Source organism: Nocardioides sp. NPDC087217, from assembly GCF_044744805.1.
In the GTDB taxonomy this organism is placed as follows: Bacteria; Actinomycetota; Actinomycetes; order Propionibacteriales; family Nocardioidaceae; genus Nocardioides.
Map to the genome: position 1 here is coordinate 228,456 of NZ_JBIUZB010000006.1, position 17,379 is coordinate 245,834.

General features: G+C 69.0%; 15 protein-coding genes. 9 read left to right on the plus strand and 6 right to left on the minus strand.

Translation table 11 applies throughout. The annotated features are described in order from the left end of the window. Nucleotides 1-102 precede the first annotated feature (102 nt). Nucleotides 103-1,065, plus strand: coding sequence for a DUF3068 domain-containing protein (locus tag ACIO3S_RS23945; protein WP_160024263.1), 963 nt, complete (start codon nucleotides 103-105; stop codon nucleotides 1,063-1,065). Between the two features lie 82 nt (nucleotides 1,066-1,147). Here the strand turns inward: ACIO3S_RS23945 and ACIO3S_RS23950 are convergent, their stop codons facing one another. Beyond that, nucleotides 1,148-2,032 (minus strand): class I SAM-dependent methyltransferase, encoded by an 885-nt coding sequence (locus ACIO3S_RS23950; protein ID WP_400468164.1) that lies wholly within the window; start codon nucleotides 2,030-2,032, stop codon nucleotides 1,148-1,150. Between the two features lie 251 nt (nucleotides 2,033-2,283). Here ACIO3S_RS23950 and rpsA point away from each other — a divergent pair, with 251 nt between their 5' ends. Next, the gene (rpsA, locus tag ACIO3S_RS23955) at nucleotides 2,284-3,765 is read left to right on the plus strand and encodes a 30S ribosomal protein S1 (protein WP_400468165.1); all 1,482 of its coding nucleotides are present in this window, start codon (nucleotides 2,284-2,286) and stop codon (nucleotides 3,763-3,765) included. Between the two features lie 66 nt (nucleotides 3,766-3,831). On the opposite strand, the gene ACIO3S_RS23960 is transcribed toward rpsA, so the two are convergent. Beyond that, complete coding sequence (locus ACIO3S_RS23960; RefSeq protein ID WP_400468166.1) at nucleotides 3,832-3,993, minus strand: hypothetical protein; 162 nt, start codon at nucleotides 3,991-3,993, stop codon at nucleotides 3,832-3,834. An 89-nt stretch (nucleotides 3,994-4,082) separates the two neighbouring features. On the opposite strand from ACIO3S_RS23960, the gene ACIO3S_RS23965 reads away from it, so the two are divergent. The 4 genes from ACIO3S_RS23965 to ACIO3S_RS23980 all read left to right on the plus strand — a co-directional run bounded on the left by ACIO3S_RS23965 (nucleotide 4,083) and on the right by ACIO3S_RS23980 (nucleotide 8,326). Further along, on the plus strand, nucleotides 4,083-5,060 hold the full coding sequence (locus ACIO3S_RS23965) for a helix-turn-helix domain-containing protein (protein ID WP_400468167.1): 978 nt from the start codon (nucleotides 4,083-4,085) through the stop codon (nucleotides 5,058-5,060). A 41-nt stretch (nucleotides 5,061-5,101) separates the two neighbouring features. Then, nucleotides 5,102-5,689 (plus strand): dephospho-CoA kinase, encoded by a 588-nt coding sequence (coaE, locus tag ACIO3S_RS23970; protein WP_400468168.1) that lies wholly within the window; start codon nucleotides 5,102-5,104, stop codon nucleotides 5,687-5,689. An 89-nt stretch (nucleotides 5,690-5,778) separates the two neighbouring features. Further along, complete coding sequence (locus tag ACIO3S_RS23975; RefSeq protein ID WP_400468170.1) at nucleotides 5,779-7,071, plus strand: glycoside hydrolase family 3 N-terminal domain-containing protein; 1,293 nt, start codon at nucleotides 5,779-5,781, stop codon at nucleotides 7,069-7,071. 115 nt (nucleotides 7,072-7,186) lie between these two features. Then, nucleotides 7,187-8,326: a DNA polymerase IV gene (locus ACIO3S_RS23980; protein WP_400468171.1), complete on the plus strand. Its 1,140-nt coding sequence runs from the start codon at nucleotides 7,187-7,189 to the stop codon at nucleotides 8,324-8,326. Nucleotides 8,327-8,491: 165 nt separating this feature from the next. Here the strand turns inward: ACIO3S_RS23980 and ACIO3S_RS23985 are convergent, their stop codons facing one another. The 3 genes from ACIO3S_RS23985 to ACIO3S_RS23995 all read right to left on the minus strand — a co-directional run bounded on the left by ACIO3S_RS23985 (nucleotide 8,492) and on the right by ACIO3S_RS23995 (nucleotide 13,255). Further along, nucleotides 8,492-9,439, minus strand: a complete 948-nt coding sequence (locus ACIO3S_RS23985; RefSeq protein ID WP_160024257.1) for a sigma-70 family RNA polymerase sigma factor — start codon at nucleotides 9,437-9,439, stop codon at nucleotides 8,492-8,494. A 204-nt stretch (nucleotides 9,440-9,643) separates the two neighbouring features. Continuing rightward, the gene (locus ACIO3S_RS23990) at nucleotides 9,644-11,779 is read right to left on the minus strand and encodes a S9 family peptidase (protein WP_400468173.1); all 2,136 of its coding nucleotides are present in this window, start codon (nucleotides 11,777-11,779) and stop codon (nucleotides 9,644-9,646) included. A 165-nt stretch (nucleotides 11,780-11,944) separates the two neighbouring features. Continuing rightward, on the minus strand, nucleotides 11,945-13,255 hold the full coding sequence (locus ACIO3S_RS23995; protein ID WP_400468174.1) for a DNA polymerase IV: 1,311 nt from the start codon (nucleotides 13,253-13,255) through the stop codon (nucleotides 11,945-11,947). A 137-nt stretch (nucleotides 13,256-13,392) separates the two neighbouring features. Here ACIO3S_RS23995 and ACIO3S_RS24000 point away from each other — a divergent pair, with 137 nt between their 5' ends. Beyond that, a complete protein-coding gene (locus tag ACIO3S_RS24000) occupies nucleotides 13,393-14,313 on the plus strand; it encodes a DUF4192 domain-containing protein (RefSeq protein ID WP_400468175.1) in 921 nt (306 codons plus the stop codon). Here ACIO3S_RS24000 and ACIO3S_RS24005 read toward each other — a convergent pair. After that, entirely contained in the window at nucleotides 14,310-14,765 is a 456-nt protein-coding gene (locus ACIO3S_RS24005; protein WP_400468177.1) for a hypothetical protein, read from the minus strand. The two genes, ACIO3S_RS24000 and ACIO3S_RS24005, sit on opposite strands and share 4 nt — an antisense overlap. A 117-nt stretch (nucleotides 14,766-14,882) precedes the next feature. Between ACIO3S_RS24005 and ACIO3S_RS24010 the strand changes: the two genes are divergently transcribed. Together ACIO3S_RS24010 and ACIO3S_RS24015 are read left to right on the plus strand one after the other, a co-directional pair. Further along, on the plus strand, nucleotides 14,883-15,461 hold the full coding sequence (locus tag ACIO3S_RS24010) for an HhH-GPD-type base excision DNA repair protein (RefSeq protein ID WP_400468178.1): 579 nt from the start codon (nucleotides 14,883-14,885) through the stop codon (nucleotides 15,459-15,461). Between the two features lie 139 nt (nucleotides 15,462-15,600). Further along, nucleotides 15,601-17,175, plus strand: coding sequence for an RNA polymerase sigma factor (locus tag ACIO3S_RS24015; RefSeq protein ID WP_160024251.1), 1,575 nt, complete (start codon nucleotides 15,601-15,603; stop codon nucleotides 17,173-17,175). Nucleotides 17,176-17,379 lie beyond the last annotated feature (204 nt).

Below are 17,379 nucleotides of genomic sequence, written 5' to 3' on the forward strand. Positions count from 1 at the left end.
AGTGTCGCACAGCGGTTTGTGACCCGTTGCACACCGGACCGGGTATTGCTGCTACGGTTCGCGGATCGAGGGGGGAACTGAGGCCTTGGGAGGGGCAAAAACATGCGAAGAGTGATTGGTTACATCTTCTTGCTGGTCGGCGCGTTCGCGCTGGTCGCTGCCGCGGTAGCGGGCTTCTGGGGCCGGGACGCCGCGGCGACCGTGCCGCTCAACGTCAACACCACGACGGTCCTGGACGGCACCGCCAGCGGCGCGCTGGCCAAGTCGGATACCCCAGTTCCGGTGAAGTACACCCGGACCACCGAGGCGGCGCCGAAGGAGTCGACCGACGACGTCGTCGTCTTCGTCGAGGCCGGCTGCATCATGATCCAGGAGGGCGACACGCCTCCGTGCGCCCGCGCCGAGGACGACGACCGCGTGGTGACCACGACCGAACGCGCCTACGCCATGGACCGCAAGAGCTCCGAGGTCGTCGAGGACCAGGCCAAGTACGTCGGTGAGGACCGAGCCGTCGACGGCATGACCGGCCTGGCCGGCAAGTTCCCGTTCGAGACCGAGCGCCACGACTACGAGTACTGGGACGACACGCTCGGCACGACCGTCATCGCCACCTACGTCGACGACGTCGACGTCGAGGGCGTCAAGACCTACCAGTTCGAGGTCTCCGCCTCCGAGGACGACGCGTCGCTCTCGGCGGGAGAGGACGGGGTGAAGGACACCGAGGACGACATCCGGGGCACCTACGAGGCGACCCAGACGATCTTCGTCGAGCCGACCACCGGCTCCTACATCGACCAGAGCGCGACCCAGAAGATGGTCACCAGCACCGGCATGGTGCTGATCGACGCCGACATGAGCTACTCCGACGAGACCGTCTCCAACAACGCCGAGGACGCCAAGGACAACATCGCCCAGCTCAACCTGATCGGCACCTGGATCCCCGTCGGCGGCGTCGTCGCCGGCCTGATCTTCCTGCTGATCGGCCTGTGGCTGGCGCTGCGCGGTCGCAAGCCCAACGGTGGCGCCCACGCCGCCGCGGACGACCGCACCCTGGTCGACGCCTGAGGCTCAGCACACACCAGAGTCGACGTTCGCGGGCCCGGGAGCTGCCAGCTCCCGGGCCCGCGCTCGGCTTTTGTGAGCGGGTCTAGCCCGCCAGATTGGCACCGAAGATCGCGGTCCCGGGGGTCAGCAGACCGCGGGTGCGCGACCAGCCGCCCCAGACCCGCTCGTGGTCCTCGGGCCACTCGGGCTCGACGAGGTCGGTGATCCGGAACCCGGCGCCGGCCAGCAACGAGACCCAGTCGCCGAGCGTGCGGTGGTGCTCGACGTACGACACCTTGCCGGTCTCGTCGTCGACCTCGACGTAGGGGGTGCGGTCCCAGTAGGACTGCGCCGCGATCAGGCCCTCGGCGCCGGGGTCGTCGGGGAACATCCACCGCGTCGGGTGGGTGATCGAGAACGCGAAGCGGCCGCCGGGCCGCAGGACCCGGGAGGTCTCCGCGAGCGCGTGGGCGATGTCGCTGACGAACTGCAGCGCACCGAAGGAGCAGAAGACCACGTCGAAGGCGTCGTGCGCGAAGGGCAGGTCGGTCGCGGTGGCCTGCACGGCAGGGACGACCACGCCGGTCTGCTCGTCGAGGCGCCGGGAGTGCTGGAGCTGGCGGCCCGAGAGGTCCAGGCCGATCGCGCGCCCGCCCTGGGTGTTCACCCACCGGGAGCACTGACAGGCGCCGGAGCCGAGCTCGAGCACGTCCTTGCCGCTGATGTCGCCGAGGATGCCGAGATCGGCCTCGGTCAGGCCCTCCGGACCCCAGACGAACCCGGCCTCACCGAGGAACGGTCCGTGCGTGGCTTGGTACTCGTCGGCGTAGCGGTCCCAGTCGGGGCCGTTCGCGCGGCGCGACTCGGCTTCCCCGACCGTACGCCGCTCGGCTCTGACCACTGGGCCGGTCGTTCCGATGGTTTCGATCGCGCCGAAGGGATCGATGGGCGCCTCCGGTCGAACGACCGGGCTGATGGCTTGGTCCACGCCTACAGGGTATGCCCAGCGCGGTGACGTCGACAGTTGGACGGAGCCTGTGACTGGAGCGTAGGCTAAGAAACTGCGTCTGAAGTCTGCCCGGGTCCCAGACCTAGTGGACCTTGGCTTGCTACCTCGACCGCCGGTTCACGCCGGGCGACGAAGCCTGTTTGTGCTGGTGCCGGCAGGGGTGGCCGACCCGAGACTTGAGCCGTGTGTGACCCGACGATATCTGTCCACCCAAGGAAACCACCTCCCTTATGACGAGCACGCTCAACATTCCTCTTCCCGACTACGACGCGCCTCAGGTCGCGATCAACGACATCGGGTCGGAAGAGGACTTCCTCGCCGCGATCGACGAGACCATCAAGTACTTCAACGACGGCGACATCGTGGACGGTGTCATCGTCAAGGTCGACCGGGACGAGGTCCTGCTCGACATCGGTTACAAGACCGAAGGTGTCATCCCGTCGCGCGAGCTCTCGATCAAGCACGACGTCGACCCGTCCGAGGTTGTCGAGGTCGGCGACAAGGTCGAGGCCCTGGTGCTCCAGAAGGAGGACAAGGAAGGCCGCCTGATCCTGTCCAAGAAGCGCGCGCAGTACGAGCGCGCCTGGGGCACGATCGAGCAGGTCAAGGAGGAGGACGGCGTCGTCGAGGGCGCGGTCATCGAGGTCGTCAAGGGTGGTCTCATCCTGGACATCGGCCTGCGTGGCTTCCTCCCGGCCTCCCTCGTCGAGATGCGTCGCGTCCGCGACCTGCAGCCGTACGTGGGTCAGACCCTCGAGGCCAAGATCATCGAGCTCGACAAGAACCGCAACAACGTGGTCCTGTCGCGCCGTGCCTGGCTCGAGCAGACCCAGTCCGAGGTTCGCCACGGCTTCCTGACCCAGCTCCAGAAGGGTCAGATCCGCAAGGGTGTCGTCTCCTCGATCGTCAACTTCGGTGCGTTCGTGGACCTCGGCGGCGTCGACGGTCTCGTCCACGTCTCGGAGCTGTCCTGGAAGCACATCGACCACCCGTCCGAGGTCGTCACCGTCGGTGACGAGGTCACCGTCGAGGTTCTCGACGTGGACATGGACCGCGAGCGTGTCTCCCTGTCGCTGAAGGCGACCCAGGAGGACCCGTGGCAGCACTTCGCCCGCACCCACCAGATCGGCCAGATCGTCCCGGGTAAGGTCACCAAGCTGGTGCCGTTCGGTTCGTTCGTCCGTGTCGAGGAGGGCATCGAGGGCCTGGTGCACATCTCCGAGCTGGCCGAGCGCCACGTGGAGATCCCCGAGCAGGTCGTCCAGGTCAACGACGACGTCATGGTCAAGATCATCGACATCGACCTCGAGCGTCGTCGCATCTCGCTCTCGCTCAAGCAGGCCAACGAGACGGTCACCTCGACCGACGTCGAGGAGTTCGACCCGACGCTCTACGGCATGCCGGCGACCTACGACGACCAGGGCAACTACATCTACCCCGAGGGCTTCGACCCGGAGACGGGCGAGTGGCTCGAGGGCTACGACGACCAGCGCGCGAAGTGGGAGGAGCAGTACGCTCAGGCTCACGCTCGCTGGGAGGCCCACATCAAGCAGCAGCAGGAGGCCGCCGAGAAGGCTGCCGAGGCCGGCGAGGCCACCTCCTACTCCTCGGGTGGCTCGGTCGACGAGACCGTCTCCGAGGACGAGGGCGGCTCCCTCGCCTCCGACGAGGCGCTGCAGGCTCTCCGCGAGAAGCTGACCGGCGGTCAGTGAACGCTTGAGCTGATGCTCTGAAAACGCACGAATGCCCGGCCCCTGTGGGGCCGGGCATTCGGGGTTTTAGGGCCACCTGATGCCTGGCAGGCTGCTCTGCGGCTCGAAGGCCGGGTCGGTGGCGTGCGACCGGGGCGCGGTCTTGGGGCGGTCGCTGCGGACGGAGGCGAACGTGGCGTACGCGGCGACGGCGAGCAGGGCGATGAGGACGATGAGTGCTGTGTTCATGGCAGTAATTCTTCGCTACCAGGTATTCCTGCCACATTGGCAGAAATGCCTAAGTTGCGCGATTTCCTGCCAACTGGCACCCTTCTGAGGTGCTTAGGAACGTCGCTGCGGTGATCTGGGACGGTGTCGCCCCCTTCGAGTTCGGTGCGGTCTGTGAGGCCTTCGCCATCGACCGGCGCGACGACGGGGTGCCCTTCCTCGACTTCGGCGTGTGTGCGCCGACGGCGGGCATGGTCCGCACCAACCTCGGCTTCGCGTTCGAGGCGCCCCACGGTCTGGAGCGACTCGAGGAGGCAGACCTGATCGCGATCCCCGCCTTCGGTGGTCCCAGCGGCACCCTGCCCGACGAGGTCAGGCGGGCGCTGCTGCGTGCGCACGCGCGGGGCGCCCGGTTCCTCACCGCCTGCTCAGGCGCCTTCGCCCTGGGCGAGGCGGGCCTCCTCGACGGGATCGAGTGCACCACCCACTGGAAGTACGCCACCGAGCTGCAGCGCAGGTTCCCGGAGTCGAGGGTCGTCCCCGAGGTCCTCTACGTCGACACCGGCCAGATCGTCACCAGCGCCGGCACCGCCTCCGTGCTCGACGCCGCGCTGCACATCTGGCGCCAGGAGTACGGTGCCGCGGTCGCCTCCGCCGTGGCCCGGCGCATGGTCGTCCCGCCGCAGCGCGACGGGGGACAGGCGCAGTTCATCTCCCACCCCGTGCCCGAGCCCGACGCGGAGACCCTGGGCCCGCTGCTGGCCTGGATCACGGCCCATCTCCACGAGGAGCTCGACGTGGACTCGCTGGCCCGGCAGGTGCTGATGTCGCCGCGTACGTTCGCCCGCAGGTTCCGCGCCGAGACCGGGGCGACGCCCTATGCCTGGATCACCGCCCAGCGGGTGCGTCGGGCCGAGGAGCTGCTGGAGCGTACCGACCGGTCGGTGGAGTGGATCGCGGGCGAGGTCGGCTTCGGCAACGCCGCGGCGCTGCGCCACCACTTCACGCGCGTGCGAGGGCTCTCCCCGCAGGCCTACCGGCGCCGGTTCGCCTGCAGCGACAGCCTCGACTCGGCCATGCCGGCCTAGGCGGCGTGAGGCGCCGACAGCGGTCCCATTAGGTTGGGGCCATGCGCGTAGGACTCACCGGCGGGATCGCCTCGGGGAAGAGCACGGTGTCGGAGCTGCTGGCCGGGTTCGGGGCGGTGATCGTGGACTCGGACAAGATCGCCCGGGAGGTCGTCGAGCCGGGCACACCGGGGCTCGCCCAGGTCGTGGCGGAGTTCGGGCCGTCGGTGCTGACCGAGTCCGGTGCGCTCGACCGGGCCAAGGTGGGGGAGATCGTCTTCGCCGACCAGGGTGCCCGTGAGCGGCTCAACGCGATCGTGCACCCGTTGGTCGGGGCGCGCTCCGCAGAGCTCGAGGAGGCCGGTCGGGCGGCCGGGAAGCTGGTCGTCAACGACATCCCGCTGCTGGTCGAGGTCGGCTACGCCCCCTTCTTCGACGAGGTGATCGTCGTCGACGTACCGGTCGAGACCCAGGTCGAGCGGGCGATCGCGCGCGGGATGACCGAGATCGACGCCCGGGCCCGGATCGCCGCGCAGGCCAGTCGCGAGGATCGGCTCGCCGCGGCGACGTACGTCATCGACAACACCGGCACCCTCGACGACCTGCGGAAGCGGGTGCAGGAGATCTACGACGCACTCGCCGGTTCGTGAGATGGGCGGGGGTTGCTGACATACTCGGCCGCGTGACTGGGGGCAAGCACACCGATTCAGAGGATCAGCGGCGTCGGCCGAGGCGTTGGATGCGACCGGTGATCGCGGGTGCCGTGCTGGCCCTCGCGGCCGGTGCGGGCGCGGCAGCGGTGACCGTCGGCATGCCGACGAGGGTCGAGGACGAGCCGAACAGGCCGGCCAATGCCACCACGAGGACCGACCCGACCAAGGACACCACGCCGCTGGCCTGGGGTCCCACGCGCGGAGAGCTGGCGACCGCCCGCGAGCTGGTGTCGGGCTGGGACGAGGAGCAGCTCGCCGGACAGGTGATCGTCGGCCGCTACCACGGCACCGACCCGGCCAAGGCCGCCAAGATGGTGCGCAAGCTCCACCTCGCCGGCGTCAGCGTGACCGGCGAGAACGTCGTCGACGAGGCCCAGGTGCGCGAGACGACCGCCGCGGTCTCCCGTGCGGTGGCGGCCGATGGCCGCTCGTTCCCCGCGGTGATCGGCGTCGACCAGGAGGGTGGCGTCGTCTCCCACCTGCGCGGCGTGGCCACCGAGTTCCCCGAGTTCGCGCGCACCGGGGATGCCATCGAAGCGAAGCCGGGCAAGGGAGTCACGGTGACGACCGAGGCGGCGCGGACGACGGCGCTCGAGCTGCGCGACCTGGGCTTCACCTGGGCGTTCGCGCCGGTCGCCGATGTGACCGTCGGCGCGGCCGATCCGACGATCGGCTCGCGTTCCCCGAGCGAGGACCCGAAGATCGCCGCGACAGCGGTCTCCGCGGCCGTGCAGGGCTACAACGCCGCCGGTCTGGTCTCCACCACCAAGCACTTCCCGGGCCACGGCGCCGTCACCGGTGACACCCACCTCGGGCTCCAGGAGCTCGACTTCGGGAAGAAGAAGCTCAAGCGCCGCGACCTGGTGCCGTTCGACGCCGCTGTGGATGCTGGCGCACCGGCCGTCATGATCAGCCACGTCGACGTCAAGGCCGTGGCTCCGGGGAAGCCGGCCAGCATGGCGGCTCCCATCTACGACCTGCTCCGCGAGGACCTCGGCTTCGACGGCATCGCCGTCACCGACTCCTTGGGCATGGGCGCGGTCACGACCACCACCAAGAAGCCCTCGGTGGCCGCCCTCGAGGCCGGCGCCGACCTCCTGCTGATGCCGGCCAACTCCAAGGCCGCCCACCGCAGCGTCGTCAAGGCGCTGCGCTCCGGTCGCCTCGACCGCTCGCTCGTCGAGGACGCCGCCGCGAAGGTCGTCGCCATGCAGCTGTGGCAGCAGCGCACCGCCGGTGCGGTGCCGGTTCCCGGTGACGTACGCCAGCAGGCGGAGCGTGCCTCCGCGGCTCTCTCCGAGGCCGCCTCGCAAGGCTGACTCCTCGCTGCGGCTGTTCGTGGCACCATCGACGCATGAGCGAGCGTCAGCGAGCGACCATAAGCCTCATGCCGACGCCTCCGTATTCTTGGCCCTCCTACACGGAGGCGTCGGCATGACGGTGGTGCTGCACGTCGACCTGGACCAGTTCATCGCGGCGGTGGAGGTGCTACGCCGGCCCGAGCTGGCCGGTCAACCGGTGATCGTCGGTGGGCGCGGGGACCCGACCGAGCGGGCCGTGGTCTCGACGGCCTCCTACGAGGCTCGGGCGCACGGGGTGGGCTCGGGGATGCCGCTGCGGCTGGCGGTGCGGAAGTGTCCCGACGCCGTGCTGCTTCCGGTTGACCACGTGGCCTACGACGAGGCCTCCGCGGGTGTCATGGACACGCTGCGATCGCTGGAGTGGGGCGGCGTACCTGTCCTGGTCGAGGTCCTCGGCTGGGACGAGGCGTTCCTCGGGCCCGGGCACGACCACGGCGACCTCGGTGATCCGGCGGCCTTCGCCCAGGACGTACGCGATCTCGTGCTCGAACGCACCCGGCTGCGCAGCGGCGTCGGTGTCGGCGACAACAAGCTGCAGGCGAAGCTCGCCACGGGGTTCGCCAAGCAGCGGGTCGACGGTGCCCTCGCGCGTGAGGCCGGTGCGGGCGGTCACGAGCCCGGGCCGGGCGGGCAGCTGCGGGGGACCGGCGTCTACCGGATCACCCACGAGACCTGGGACGCCGAGATGGGTCACCGTCCGACCGACGCGCTGTGGGGGATCGGGGCGAAGACCGCGAAGCGGCTCGCCGGGCTCGGGATCGAGACGGTCGCCGACCTGGGTGCGGCCTCGGCGGAGCGTCTGGCCGCCGAGATCGGCCCCACGACCGGCCCCTGGCTGCGCCGCCTGGGCCGTGGCGCCGACTCCAGCCCGGTGGACCCCTCGCCGTGGGTCGCGCGCGGCCACGGGCACGAGGAGACCTTCCAGCAGGACCTCGTCGAGTGGCCCGACATCGTCGCCGCGACCCGCCGCCTGTGCGGCGAGTGCCTCGCGGACGTGGTGAAGGAGGGTCGCCCGGTGACCAGGGTCGAGATCAAGGTGCGCCTCAAGCCGTTCTTCACCGTCACTCGCGGCCACAAGCTCCCCGAGCCCACCCTCGACCCCGACCGTCTCGCCGACGAGGCAGAGGCGCTCCTGGAGCGGGTCGAGAAGGACCGCCCGATCCGCCTGATCGGCGTACGTCTGGAGATGGCTCCGCCGCCCGGCGGCTACTGACGGCCCGAAACTGCAGTTGTGGCGGTCGAAACCGCAGTTACGGAGACCGAATCGGCACCTTTGGGCGACGAAACTCTAGTTTCGTCGCCCAGAACTACCTTCTCGGCACGCCAAAACCACAGATTCGGCGCCCCTCCAGGAAGAGCGCCGAATCTGTGGTTGGGATCAGGCCGCTAGGTCAGGGTCTGCGAAGCGGCGCAGCTTCTGCAGGGCCTCGCGCTCGAGCTGGCGTACGCGCTCGGCGGAGATGCCGTGCTTGACGCCGATGTCGGCGAGCTTGTGCTGACGGCCGTCCGTGAGCCCGTAGCGGGAGCGGACGATGTCGGCGGAACGCTCGTCGAGCTGGCCGACCAGCGAGTTGAGCCGCTCGCGCGACTCGACGTCGATGACGTCCATGTCGGGCGACGGTGAGGACTCCTGAGCCATCAGGTCACCCAGCGAGGTGTCGCCGTCCTCGTCGATCGGCGTGTCGAGCGAGACGTGGTCACGACCCCAGGAGAGCAGGTCGAGGACGCGATCGATGTCCATTCCGAGCTCGGCGGCGATCTCCTCCGGCTCCGGGTCACGGCCGAGCTGACGCTCCAGGGTGCGGCGGGCGCCGCCTACCTGGTTGAGCTCTTCGACGACATGGACCGGGAGTCGGACCACACGCGCCTGCTGCGCGATGCCGCGGGTGATCGCCTGACGCACCCACCACGTCGCGTACGTCGAGAACTTGTAGCCCTTGGTGTAGTCGAACTTCTCAACGGCCCGGATCAGGCCGGTATTTCCTTCCTGGATCAGGTCGAGCATCGGCATCTGCGCACGGCCGTACTTGCGCGCGATGGACACCACCAGTCGCAGGTTGGCGTTGATGAACTGACGGGTGGCGCGGTGGCCTTCCTCGGCCAGCCACTCCAGCTCGGCTCGGGTGGCTCCACCGGGTGCTTTCTTGCGGCCGACGCGGCCCTCGGCCAGCAGATGCTCGGCCATCAGGCCGGCCTCGATCGCCTTGGACAGCTCAACCTCTTTGGCAGCATCCAGGAGCTCGTTGCGGGCGATCTCGTCGAGATACAGCCCGACGCTGTCACGGCCCTCGATCTCTCGGGTGGCAGTGGCGGTGCGTGTCGCCATGGGAACCTCCTCACGGTGAGGTTTGTGGCCTCACGGTGGTTTCAACGCTTCGCCCCTCCCAGGTGTTCCCTGGTAGAGCGCCTGTCATCGAATCCGTCTTCGATCTCTTGTCCGGTTCGACGTACGCGGCGGGCGATAAGTTGCATCGCGAGGTGAATCTCAGGGGTTTCTCATGGAGTACCCCGAGATCCCCACAGATATGCCCTACGAAGAGGTCACCTGGTCGATCATCCAGGCAAGGCTGAACGCTCGGTCCTCCCACGCCTTGTAGCGCCCCGAGACTCCTCCGTGTCCGGCCGCCATCTCCGTCTTCAGCAGTACGTCACCAGGATTCTCTGCCGTCGCGCGCAGCTTGGCGACCCATTTCGCGGGCTCGACGTAGAGCACCCGGGTGTCGTTGATGCTGGTCTCGGCCAGGATCGGCGGGTAGTGCTGCCGGGTGACGTTCGTGTAGGGGTCGTAGGAGGACATGTAGTCGTACGTCTCCTTGTCGGCCTCCGGGTTGCCCCACTCGTCGTACTCGGTGACGGTCAGCGGGAGCGTCGCGTCGAGCATCGTGGTCAGCGCGTCCACGAAAGGCACGGCGGCCACGATCGCGCCCACGGCGTCGGGTGCCTGGTTGGCGACCGCACCCATCAGCAGTCCGCCGGCGCTGCCGCCTTCGGCGATGATCTGGCTGGGCGTCGACCAGCCCGACTCAGCGAGGTGGCGCGCGCAGGCGATGTAGTCGGAGAAGGTGTTCTGCTTCTTGAGCATCTTCCCGCCGTCGTACCAGGCGCGGCCCATCTCGCCGCCGCCGCGGATGTGGGCGATCGCGAACCCGATCCCGCGGTCCAGCAGGCTCAGCCGGGCGATGGAGAAGTAGGGGTCCATGCTGGCCTCGTAGGAGCCGTAGGCGTAGAGCAGCACCGGGATCGGCCCGGTCTCGTGGAGCCCCTTCTTCGCCACGATCGAGATCGGCACCCGTACGCCGTCCTCGGCTGTCGCCCAGAGGCGGTGCTCCTCGTAGTCGTCGCGGTCGTAGCCACCGAGCACCGGGGCCTGCTTGAGCAGGGTCAGTTCGCGGCTGCGTACGTCGTAGTCGTAGACCGAGGCCGGGGTGCGCATCGTGGTGTAGCCGAGCCGCACGACCGGGGACGCGAAGGTGGGGTTGGAGCCGGAGCCGATCGTGTAGAGCTCGTCGTCGAACTTCACCAGGTAGTCGTCGGCGACACCGTTCTCACCGAGCTCCAGGATGCGGAGCTGGGTCAGGCCCTCGCTGCGCTGGTGCACGACCAGGTGGCCGGCGAAGGCGTCGACGTCCTCCAGGCGTACGCCCTGGGTGTGCGGGACGAGCGGCTGCCACTCGGTCCGCGGGGTCGGGGCGATCGGCGCGGTGGCGATCTCGAAGTCCGGGCCGGAGGCGTTGTGGGTGACCAGGAAGACGTCCTCGCCGGCGATGGTGGCGTGCTCGATGGAGTATTCGACGCCCTCCTCGCGGGCGGCGAAGACCTGCCAGCCGGCGTCGGGGTCGTCGAGGTCGAGGAAGCGGTATTCGGCGGTGATCTTCGCGGCGGTGCCGATGAACATGAACCGGTCGGACTTGGTCCGTCCCACGCCGACCCAGAACCGGTCGTCGGTCTCGTGGAAGACCAGCTCGTCCTCGTCCTGGCTGGTGCCGAGGCGGTGGCACCAGATCTTGTCGGCGCGCCAGGACTCGTCGGCGGTCGTGTAATAGAGGTTGGCGGAGTCACGGTCCCAGGTGGCGCCGCCGTGGACGTTGGTGAGCTCGTCGGTCAGCAGCTCGCCGGTGGTGAGGTCCTTGACGCGCACGGTGTAGCGCTCGTCGCCGGTCACGTCGCTCGCGTAGGCGAGGAGGGTGGTCGACGGGCTGACGGAGGACCCGCCGAGGCTGAAGAAGTCGTGGCCCTCGGCGAGGGCGTCGAGGTCGAGCAGCACCTCCTCACCTGGGAGGGCGGGCTGGTCGTGGGTCACGTCGGCCGGGGTCGGGGGAGTCCAGTCGTCTTCGTCGGCGACCTTCACCCGGCAGCTCGCGCCGTACTGCTTCCCCTCGAAGCTGCGGCCGTAGTACCAGTAGCCGCGCGACCGCGTCGGGACGCTCAGATCGGTCTCGAGCGTGCGCGCCTTGATCTCCTCGAAGATCTGGGTGCGCAGGTCGGCGAGGTGGTCGGTCTGCTCCTTGGTGTAGGCGTTCTCGGCCTCGATGTAGGCGATGACCTCGGGGTTCTCCTTCTCCCGGAGCCACTCGTAGTCATCGGTCCGGGTCAGGCCGTGGAACTGCTTGGACGAGGGCTTCTTGGGGGCGATCGGCCAGGGGGTCGAGGAGAGGTCGGCAGACATGAACGAGACCCTATCCCCGCGACCCTCGAAGCCCCGAGCACGGCACCGACGCGCCGGTCGCATCGCGTCGCGCTATCGCACACCGTGGTCGTCTGGCGCGATACTGCACCCGCTCGCCGCGACGGCGAGATCGAGCCGGGGGAGTGGTCGTCAGGAGAGCCGGCGTCAGGACTCGCTGAACGGCTGCAGGTCGGGGTCGTCGACGGCGTACGACCGCACCGGACCGGCGGGAGTCTCGGCGGTCTCGAAGCGCACGGTCACGACGCCGCGTCCCGAGCCCCAGACCCAGCCGCGGCCCATCTCGGCGTGAACGACGTCCATCCCGGCCGCCCAAGTCGGCCTCCGCACGGGTTCGGGCAGAGGGAGGTCGGGCTCGGCGTCCTCGTCGGTGTCGTCGCCGAAGAGGTCCTCCTGGATCCAGTCGGCGAGTCCGGAGACGCCGACACCGAGGAGGCGTACGCCCCCGGCCGTCTCGCCGGCGGTGAAGAGCTCGCCGAGCAGGGTCCTGGCCAGGCGGGCGATGGTGCCGGCCTGGTCGGTGGGGGCCGGCAGGGTCGCGGAGCGGTTGATCGTGGTGAAGTCGTAGAGCCGGACCTTGATCGTGATCGTGCGGCCCGAGAGCCCGTTCTTCTTCAGCCGGGAGGCGACCTCGCCGGCCTGCCGGGTGAGGATCTGCTCCATGAGCGGCCGGTCGGTCAGGTCGGTGTCGTAGGTGCCCTCCACGCTGACCGACTTGGTCTCGCGCTCGGGCTCGACGCGGCGGTCGTCCTGGGCCCTGGCCAGCTTGTAGAGGTTGGTGCCGTGGGACTTGCCCACCAGGCGTACGAGCTCCTCGACGCTGACCTGCTCCAGATCGGCGACCGTGTGGATGCCCGCGCGGCGCAGGCGCTCGGCGGTGGCAGGACCGACGCCGGGGATCACCTTGACGTTCATCGGGCGGAGCAGGTCGAGCTCGGTGCCGGGCGCCACCACGACCAGGCCGTCGGGCTTGTCGAGGTCGCTGGCGATCTTCGCGATGAACTTCGAGCTGGCCAGACCGACGCTGGCACTCAGCCCGCCGGTGACCTCAGCGACCTCCTCGCGGATCCTCGAGGCGGTCGCGGTGACGGTGTCGACCTCGAGGTCGGGGAGGTCGGCGGCGGCGAGGTCGACGAAGGCCTCGTCGAGCGAGAGCGGCTCGACCAGCGGCGAGAGGTCGCGCAGGATCCCGAAGACCTGCTCGCTGACCTTCTTATAGGCATGGAAGCGCGGGTAGAGGAAGGCGGCGTGCCCGCAGAGCGCGCGGGCCTCGCGGGTCGACATCGCCGAGCGGACGCCGAAGGTCCTGGCCTCGTAGGAGGCGGTGCTGACCACGCCGCGTCCGCCGATGCCGCCAACGACCACCGGCTTGCCGCGCAGGGACGGCTTGTCGCGCTGCTCGACCGAGGCGAAGAACGCGTCGAGGTCGAGGTGCATCACCGACGCCTGCGCTCTCATGGTGGCAACCTATCTGGCAGCGGGGACAGTCTGGCCCGGGCCGCTGACCATCCACAGGCGAGGTTGGGGAGGCAGTTGTCCACAGGCACGGATATTGGCGCCGAAACTGTCGGTGGGTCGCGGGGAGTGTGGTCCGCATGACCACGAAACTCTCCATCGCCCGTCCCGAGGACGTCCTGGCGGCAGTCCCTGTCCTGCTCGGCTTCCAGCCCGAGAAGTCGATCGTCATGCTGACCTTCGGCGGTGAGCATCAGGTCCACGGCAGGATCGACCTACCTCCGCCGGACGAGGTCGAGGGCTGCCTGGACAGCCTGCTCCTGCCCGCCGTCCGCCACCAGGTGCGTGGTGTCCTGCTAGTCCTCTACGACAGTGGCCCGCGCTTCGGGGTGAAGATCGCCCGCCGTCTCGCCGAGCGGCTCGCCGAGTGCGACATCGACCTGATCGGGTGCCTGCGGGTGCAGGACGGCCGGTGGTTCGACCCGCTCGGGTTCCACGGCGTTTCCGAGGACGGCGTGCCCTTCGATGTCGGGGCGCACCCGTTCCGCGCCCAGGCGGTCTACGACGGACATCTGGTGCGCCGCTCGCGCACCGAGTTGGCCGCCTCGATCGCCGCGGTGCCCGAGGCCGTCGCCGAGACCGAGGCGGCACTGGAGCAGGCGACGTCGATGAAGATCTACGAGGTCGGCCGACTGGTCGACGATGCGATCGCCGGGACGGTGCTGTCGGCCGCCCAGATCGCCTCCCTGCTGCTCGCGCTGCGCGACCCGCAGCGGCGTGACGCCGCCTGGGGCGGGATGACCCGGGAGGAGGCCAGGGCCCACGTGCGTCTGTGGACCGATGTCGTACGCCGCAGCCCCGACGACCATGTCGCCCACCCGGCCGCCGTGCTGGCCTTCGCCGCCTGGCTGGGCGGTGACGGCGCGCTCGCCTGGTGTGCGCTCGACAGGTGCTTCGCGAGCGAGCGTCACCACGGTCTCGGGGTGCTCGTCGCGCAGATGCTCGAGGGTGCCGTTCCGCCGACGGCCTGGGAGGAGGTGCGGTCGGAGCATCCGGCCTAGTCGTTGCGGTAGCGCAGTCGCTTCCACCGGCGACTGAGCCCCGAGCGAGGGTCGACCCACGCGTTGCGGGTCACCACGACGTACGTCAGGGGTGCCCCGATCTCCCGGAACGCAGCCCGGGCGGCGGCGAGCCAGCGGAGGTCGACGTCCTCGATCCCCAGGTCGCCGGCCCGAGTCAGCCACACGATCGGATCCGGCACGCCGACCCGGCGGCGCATGCTGTGGATGATGTCGGTGCGCAGCCAGTGGTCGGTGGGCTCGTCCTCGCGATGCGCGTGAGCGACCTCCTTGCCGCCCGGGATGCCGAGGTGGACGAGCGCCAGGAACGAGCGCCGGTGCTCGGTGGCGGTGTGGTCGAGCACAGCACGTCGCAACCGCTTCTCGAGCACTGGCGAGAGCGGCTCGTGCAGTCCTTCGATGGACGTCTCGGACAGACTGGGCATGGTGGCCATGGGCCTAGCGTGCAACGGACGCCGGAATCCCGCGACCGTCTTTCCACAGGGCCCAGACCTCAGGCGCGGCGTGACGTCTCGGCTTCGACCGCGTGTTGCTTTCCTGGATGAGGCAGGATGTCCCTTATGCCTTCTCTCCACATCACCGGCGACGAGGCCGCCGACAAGCTGCTCTCCGAGGATCCGTTCGCGCTGCTGCTGGGTATGGCCCTGGATCAGCAGTATCGGATGGAGGATGCGTTCAAGGGAGGTCACAAGCTCGTGACCCGCCTCGGCCATCTGGATCCCGCCAAGATCGCCGAGATGGACCCCGAGGAGTTCAAGACGATCGCCTCGACGCCGCCCGCGATCCACCGGTTCCCCGGCTCGATGTCGGGGAAGGTGCAGGGGATCGCGACCATCGTCACCAACGAGTACGGCGGCGACGTCACCCGGCTGTGGACCGAGGCCACCAGCGGCAAGGACCTGCTCAAGCGGGTCCAGGCGCTCCCGGGCTTCGGGAAGCAGAAGGCGCAGATCTTCGTCTCCCTGCTGGCCAAGCAGCTGGGGGTGCGACCCGATGGCTGGCAGGAGGCCGTCGGTGACTACGCGCTCGATGGTTACCGTTCTGTGGCTGACGTCGTCGACGTTGCGTCGTTGCAGAAGGTACGTGACTACAAACAGCAGAAGAAAGCCGCAGCCAAAGCAGCCGGATGAGTTGCTGGGGGACATGATGCCCCGGATGGGGAATGTTCACCACCATCGTGGCAGAATGAATCTGCGGCTCTTGACGACCCCGGGCCCTGCCGCGCCCAAACTCAGTTTTTGATAAGTCTCGACCAAGTTCGACGGAGAGGTGTTCGTGTCCTCGAACGCGCGCAAGATACCCGCTGAGGTACTCGCCCACCCTGCCGTGAAGGCGCTGATCGACCAGGCCAAGCCAACCGGACGGGTCAGTCCCGACCAGGTCCGCCAGGCCAGCGAGGATGCCGCGGTCGAGCCCAGGCACCTCAAGGCACTGCTCGGTCACCTGAGCACGCTCGGCATCTCGGTGGACCTCGGCACCGCCGTCACCGGCCGTGCCGCGGCGGCGACTACCTCGACCCGCAAGACGACCACGGCCAAGGCGCCGGCGAAGAAGGCCGCCGCCAAGAAGGCGGCGGCTGCGCCCGCGAAGCCGGCTACCGAGGTCGCGGCGAAGAAGGCCGATGAGCCCGAGCCGAAGAAGACGACCGAGATCGACGAGGACGGCGAGGAGATCGTCCTCGAGGACGTCGAGGTCGATGTCGACGACATCGAGGTCGACGACACCGACACCGACACCGACGACGAGACCCCGGTCGTCCAGCTCGGTCCCGACGGCAAGAAGATCCTGCCCGACATCCCCGACGAGCAGTTCGAGAAGGATGTCGCCGCCGATCCCACGATCAAGGAAGACGAGAAGGAGGCCTCGAAGCAGAGCTTCGTCGTCTCCACCTCCGACGACACCGACGAGCCCGAGCAGACCGTCATGGTCGCCGGCGCGACCGCCGACCCGGTCAAGGACTACCTCAAGCAGATCGGCAAGGTCCCGCTGCTCAACGCCGAGATGGAGGTCGAGCTCGCCAAGCGGATCGAGGCCGGCCTCTTCGCGGAGGAGAAGCTCGGCAAGGGCGGCAAGATCACCCCGAAGATCCTCGACGAGCTCGAGTGGATCGCCGAGGACGGCAAGCGCGCCAAGAACCACCTCCTCGAGGCCAACCTCCGTCTCGTCGTCTCGCTGGCCAAGCGCTACACAGGCCGCGGCATGCTCTTCCTGGACCTGATCCAGGAGGGCAACCTGGGTCTGATCCGTGCGGTCGAGAAGTTCGACTACACCAAGGGCTACAAGTTCTCGACGTACGCCACCTGGTGGATCCGTCAGGCGATCACCCGCGCCATGGCCGACCAGGCCCGCACCATCCGTATCCCGGTGCACATGGTCGAGGTCATCAACAAGCTCGCCCGCGTCCAGCGCCAGATGCTCCAGGACCTGGGCCGCGAGCCCACCCCGGAGGAGCTGGCCAAGGAGCTCGACATGACCCCGGAGAAGGTCATCGAGGTCCAGAAGTACGGCCGTGAGCCGATCTCGCTCCACACCCCGCTGGGTGAGGACGGCGACTCCGAGTTCGGCGACCTGATCGAGGACTCCGAGGCGATCGTCCCGGCCGACGCGGTCTCCTTCACGCTCCTCCAGGAGCAGCTGCACGCGGTGCTCGACACGCTCTCCGAGCGTGAGGCCGGCGTCGTGAGCATGCGCTTCGGCCTGACCGACGGTCAGCCGAAGACTTTAGACGAGATCGGCAAGGTCTACGGGGTCACCCGCGAGCGCATCCGCCAGATCGAGTCCAAGACGATGTCGAAGCTGCGACACCCGTCCCGATCGCAGGTTCTGCGCGACTATCTCGACTGAATCTGGCTAAGATCTCCTCGAACGCCTTCCCGGACTTCTGGGAGGGCGTTCGCCATTTCCCGCAGACGCGGGACGCCGAGAATGCAGTTGTGGGGGGGGGGGGGGGGGCGGCCGAGGCCCCCCCCCCGAGCCCCGGGGGCCCCGGGGGGGGGGGAGGGGGCCCCCCCCCCCCCGCAGGCCGGGCCGGGGGGGGGGGGGCGCATA

Bases quoted from the DNA above. Each gene is read 5' to 3' on its own strand.
- ACIO3S_RS23945 (WP_160024263.1), top strand. From the start codon at position 103: ATGCGAAGAGTGATTGGTTACATCTTCTTGCTGGTCGGCGCGTTCGCG.
- rpsA (WP_400468165.1), top strand. From the start codon at position 2,284: ATGACGAGCACGCTCAACATTCCTCTTCCCGACTACGACGCGCCTCAG.
- ACIO3S_RS23960 (WP_400468166.1), bottom strand. From the start codon at position 3,993: ATGAACACAGCACTCATCGTCCTCATCGCCCTGCTCGCCGTCGCCGCG.
- coaE (WP_400468168.1), top strand. From the start codon at position 5,102: ATGCGCGTAGGACTCACCGGCGGGATCGCCTCGGGGAAGAGCACGGTG.
- ACIO3S_RS23975 (WP_400468170.1), top strand. From the start codon at position 5,779: ATGCGACCGGTGATCGCGGGTGCCGTGCTGGCCCTCGCGGCCGGTGCG.
- ACIO3S_RS23980 (WP_400468171.1), top strand. From the start codon at position 7,187: ATGACGGTGGTGCTGCACGTCGACCTGGACCAGTTCATCGCGGCGGTG.
- ACIO3S_RS23985 (WP_160024257.1), bottom strand. From the start codon at position 9,439: ATGGCGACACGCACCGCCACTGCCACCCGAGAGATCGAGGGCCGTGAC.
- ACIO3S_RS23990 (WP_400468173.1), bottom strand. From the start codon at position 11,779: ATGTCTGCCGACCTCTCCTCGACCCCCTGGCCGATCGCCCCCAAGAAG.
- ACIO3S_RS23995 (WP_400468174.1), bottom strand. From the start codon at position 13,255: ATGAGAGCGCAGGCGTCGGTGATGCACCTCGACCTCGACGCGTTCTTC.
- ACIO3S_RS24000 (WP_400468175.1), top strand. From the start codon at position 13,393: ATGACCACGAAACTCTCCATCGCCCGTCCCGAGGACGTCCTGGCGGCA.
- ACIO3S_RS24005 (WP_400468177.1), bottom strand. From the start codon at position 14,765: ATGGCCACCATGCCCAGTCTGTCCGAGACGTCCATCGAAGGACTGCAC.
- ACIO3S_RS24010 (WP_400468178.1), top strand. From the start codon at position 14,883: ATGTCCCTTATGCCTTCTCTCCACATCACCGGCGACGAGGCCGCCGAC.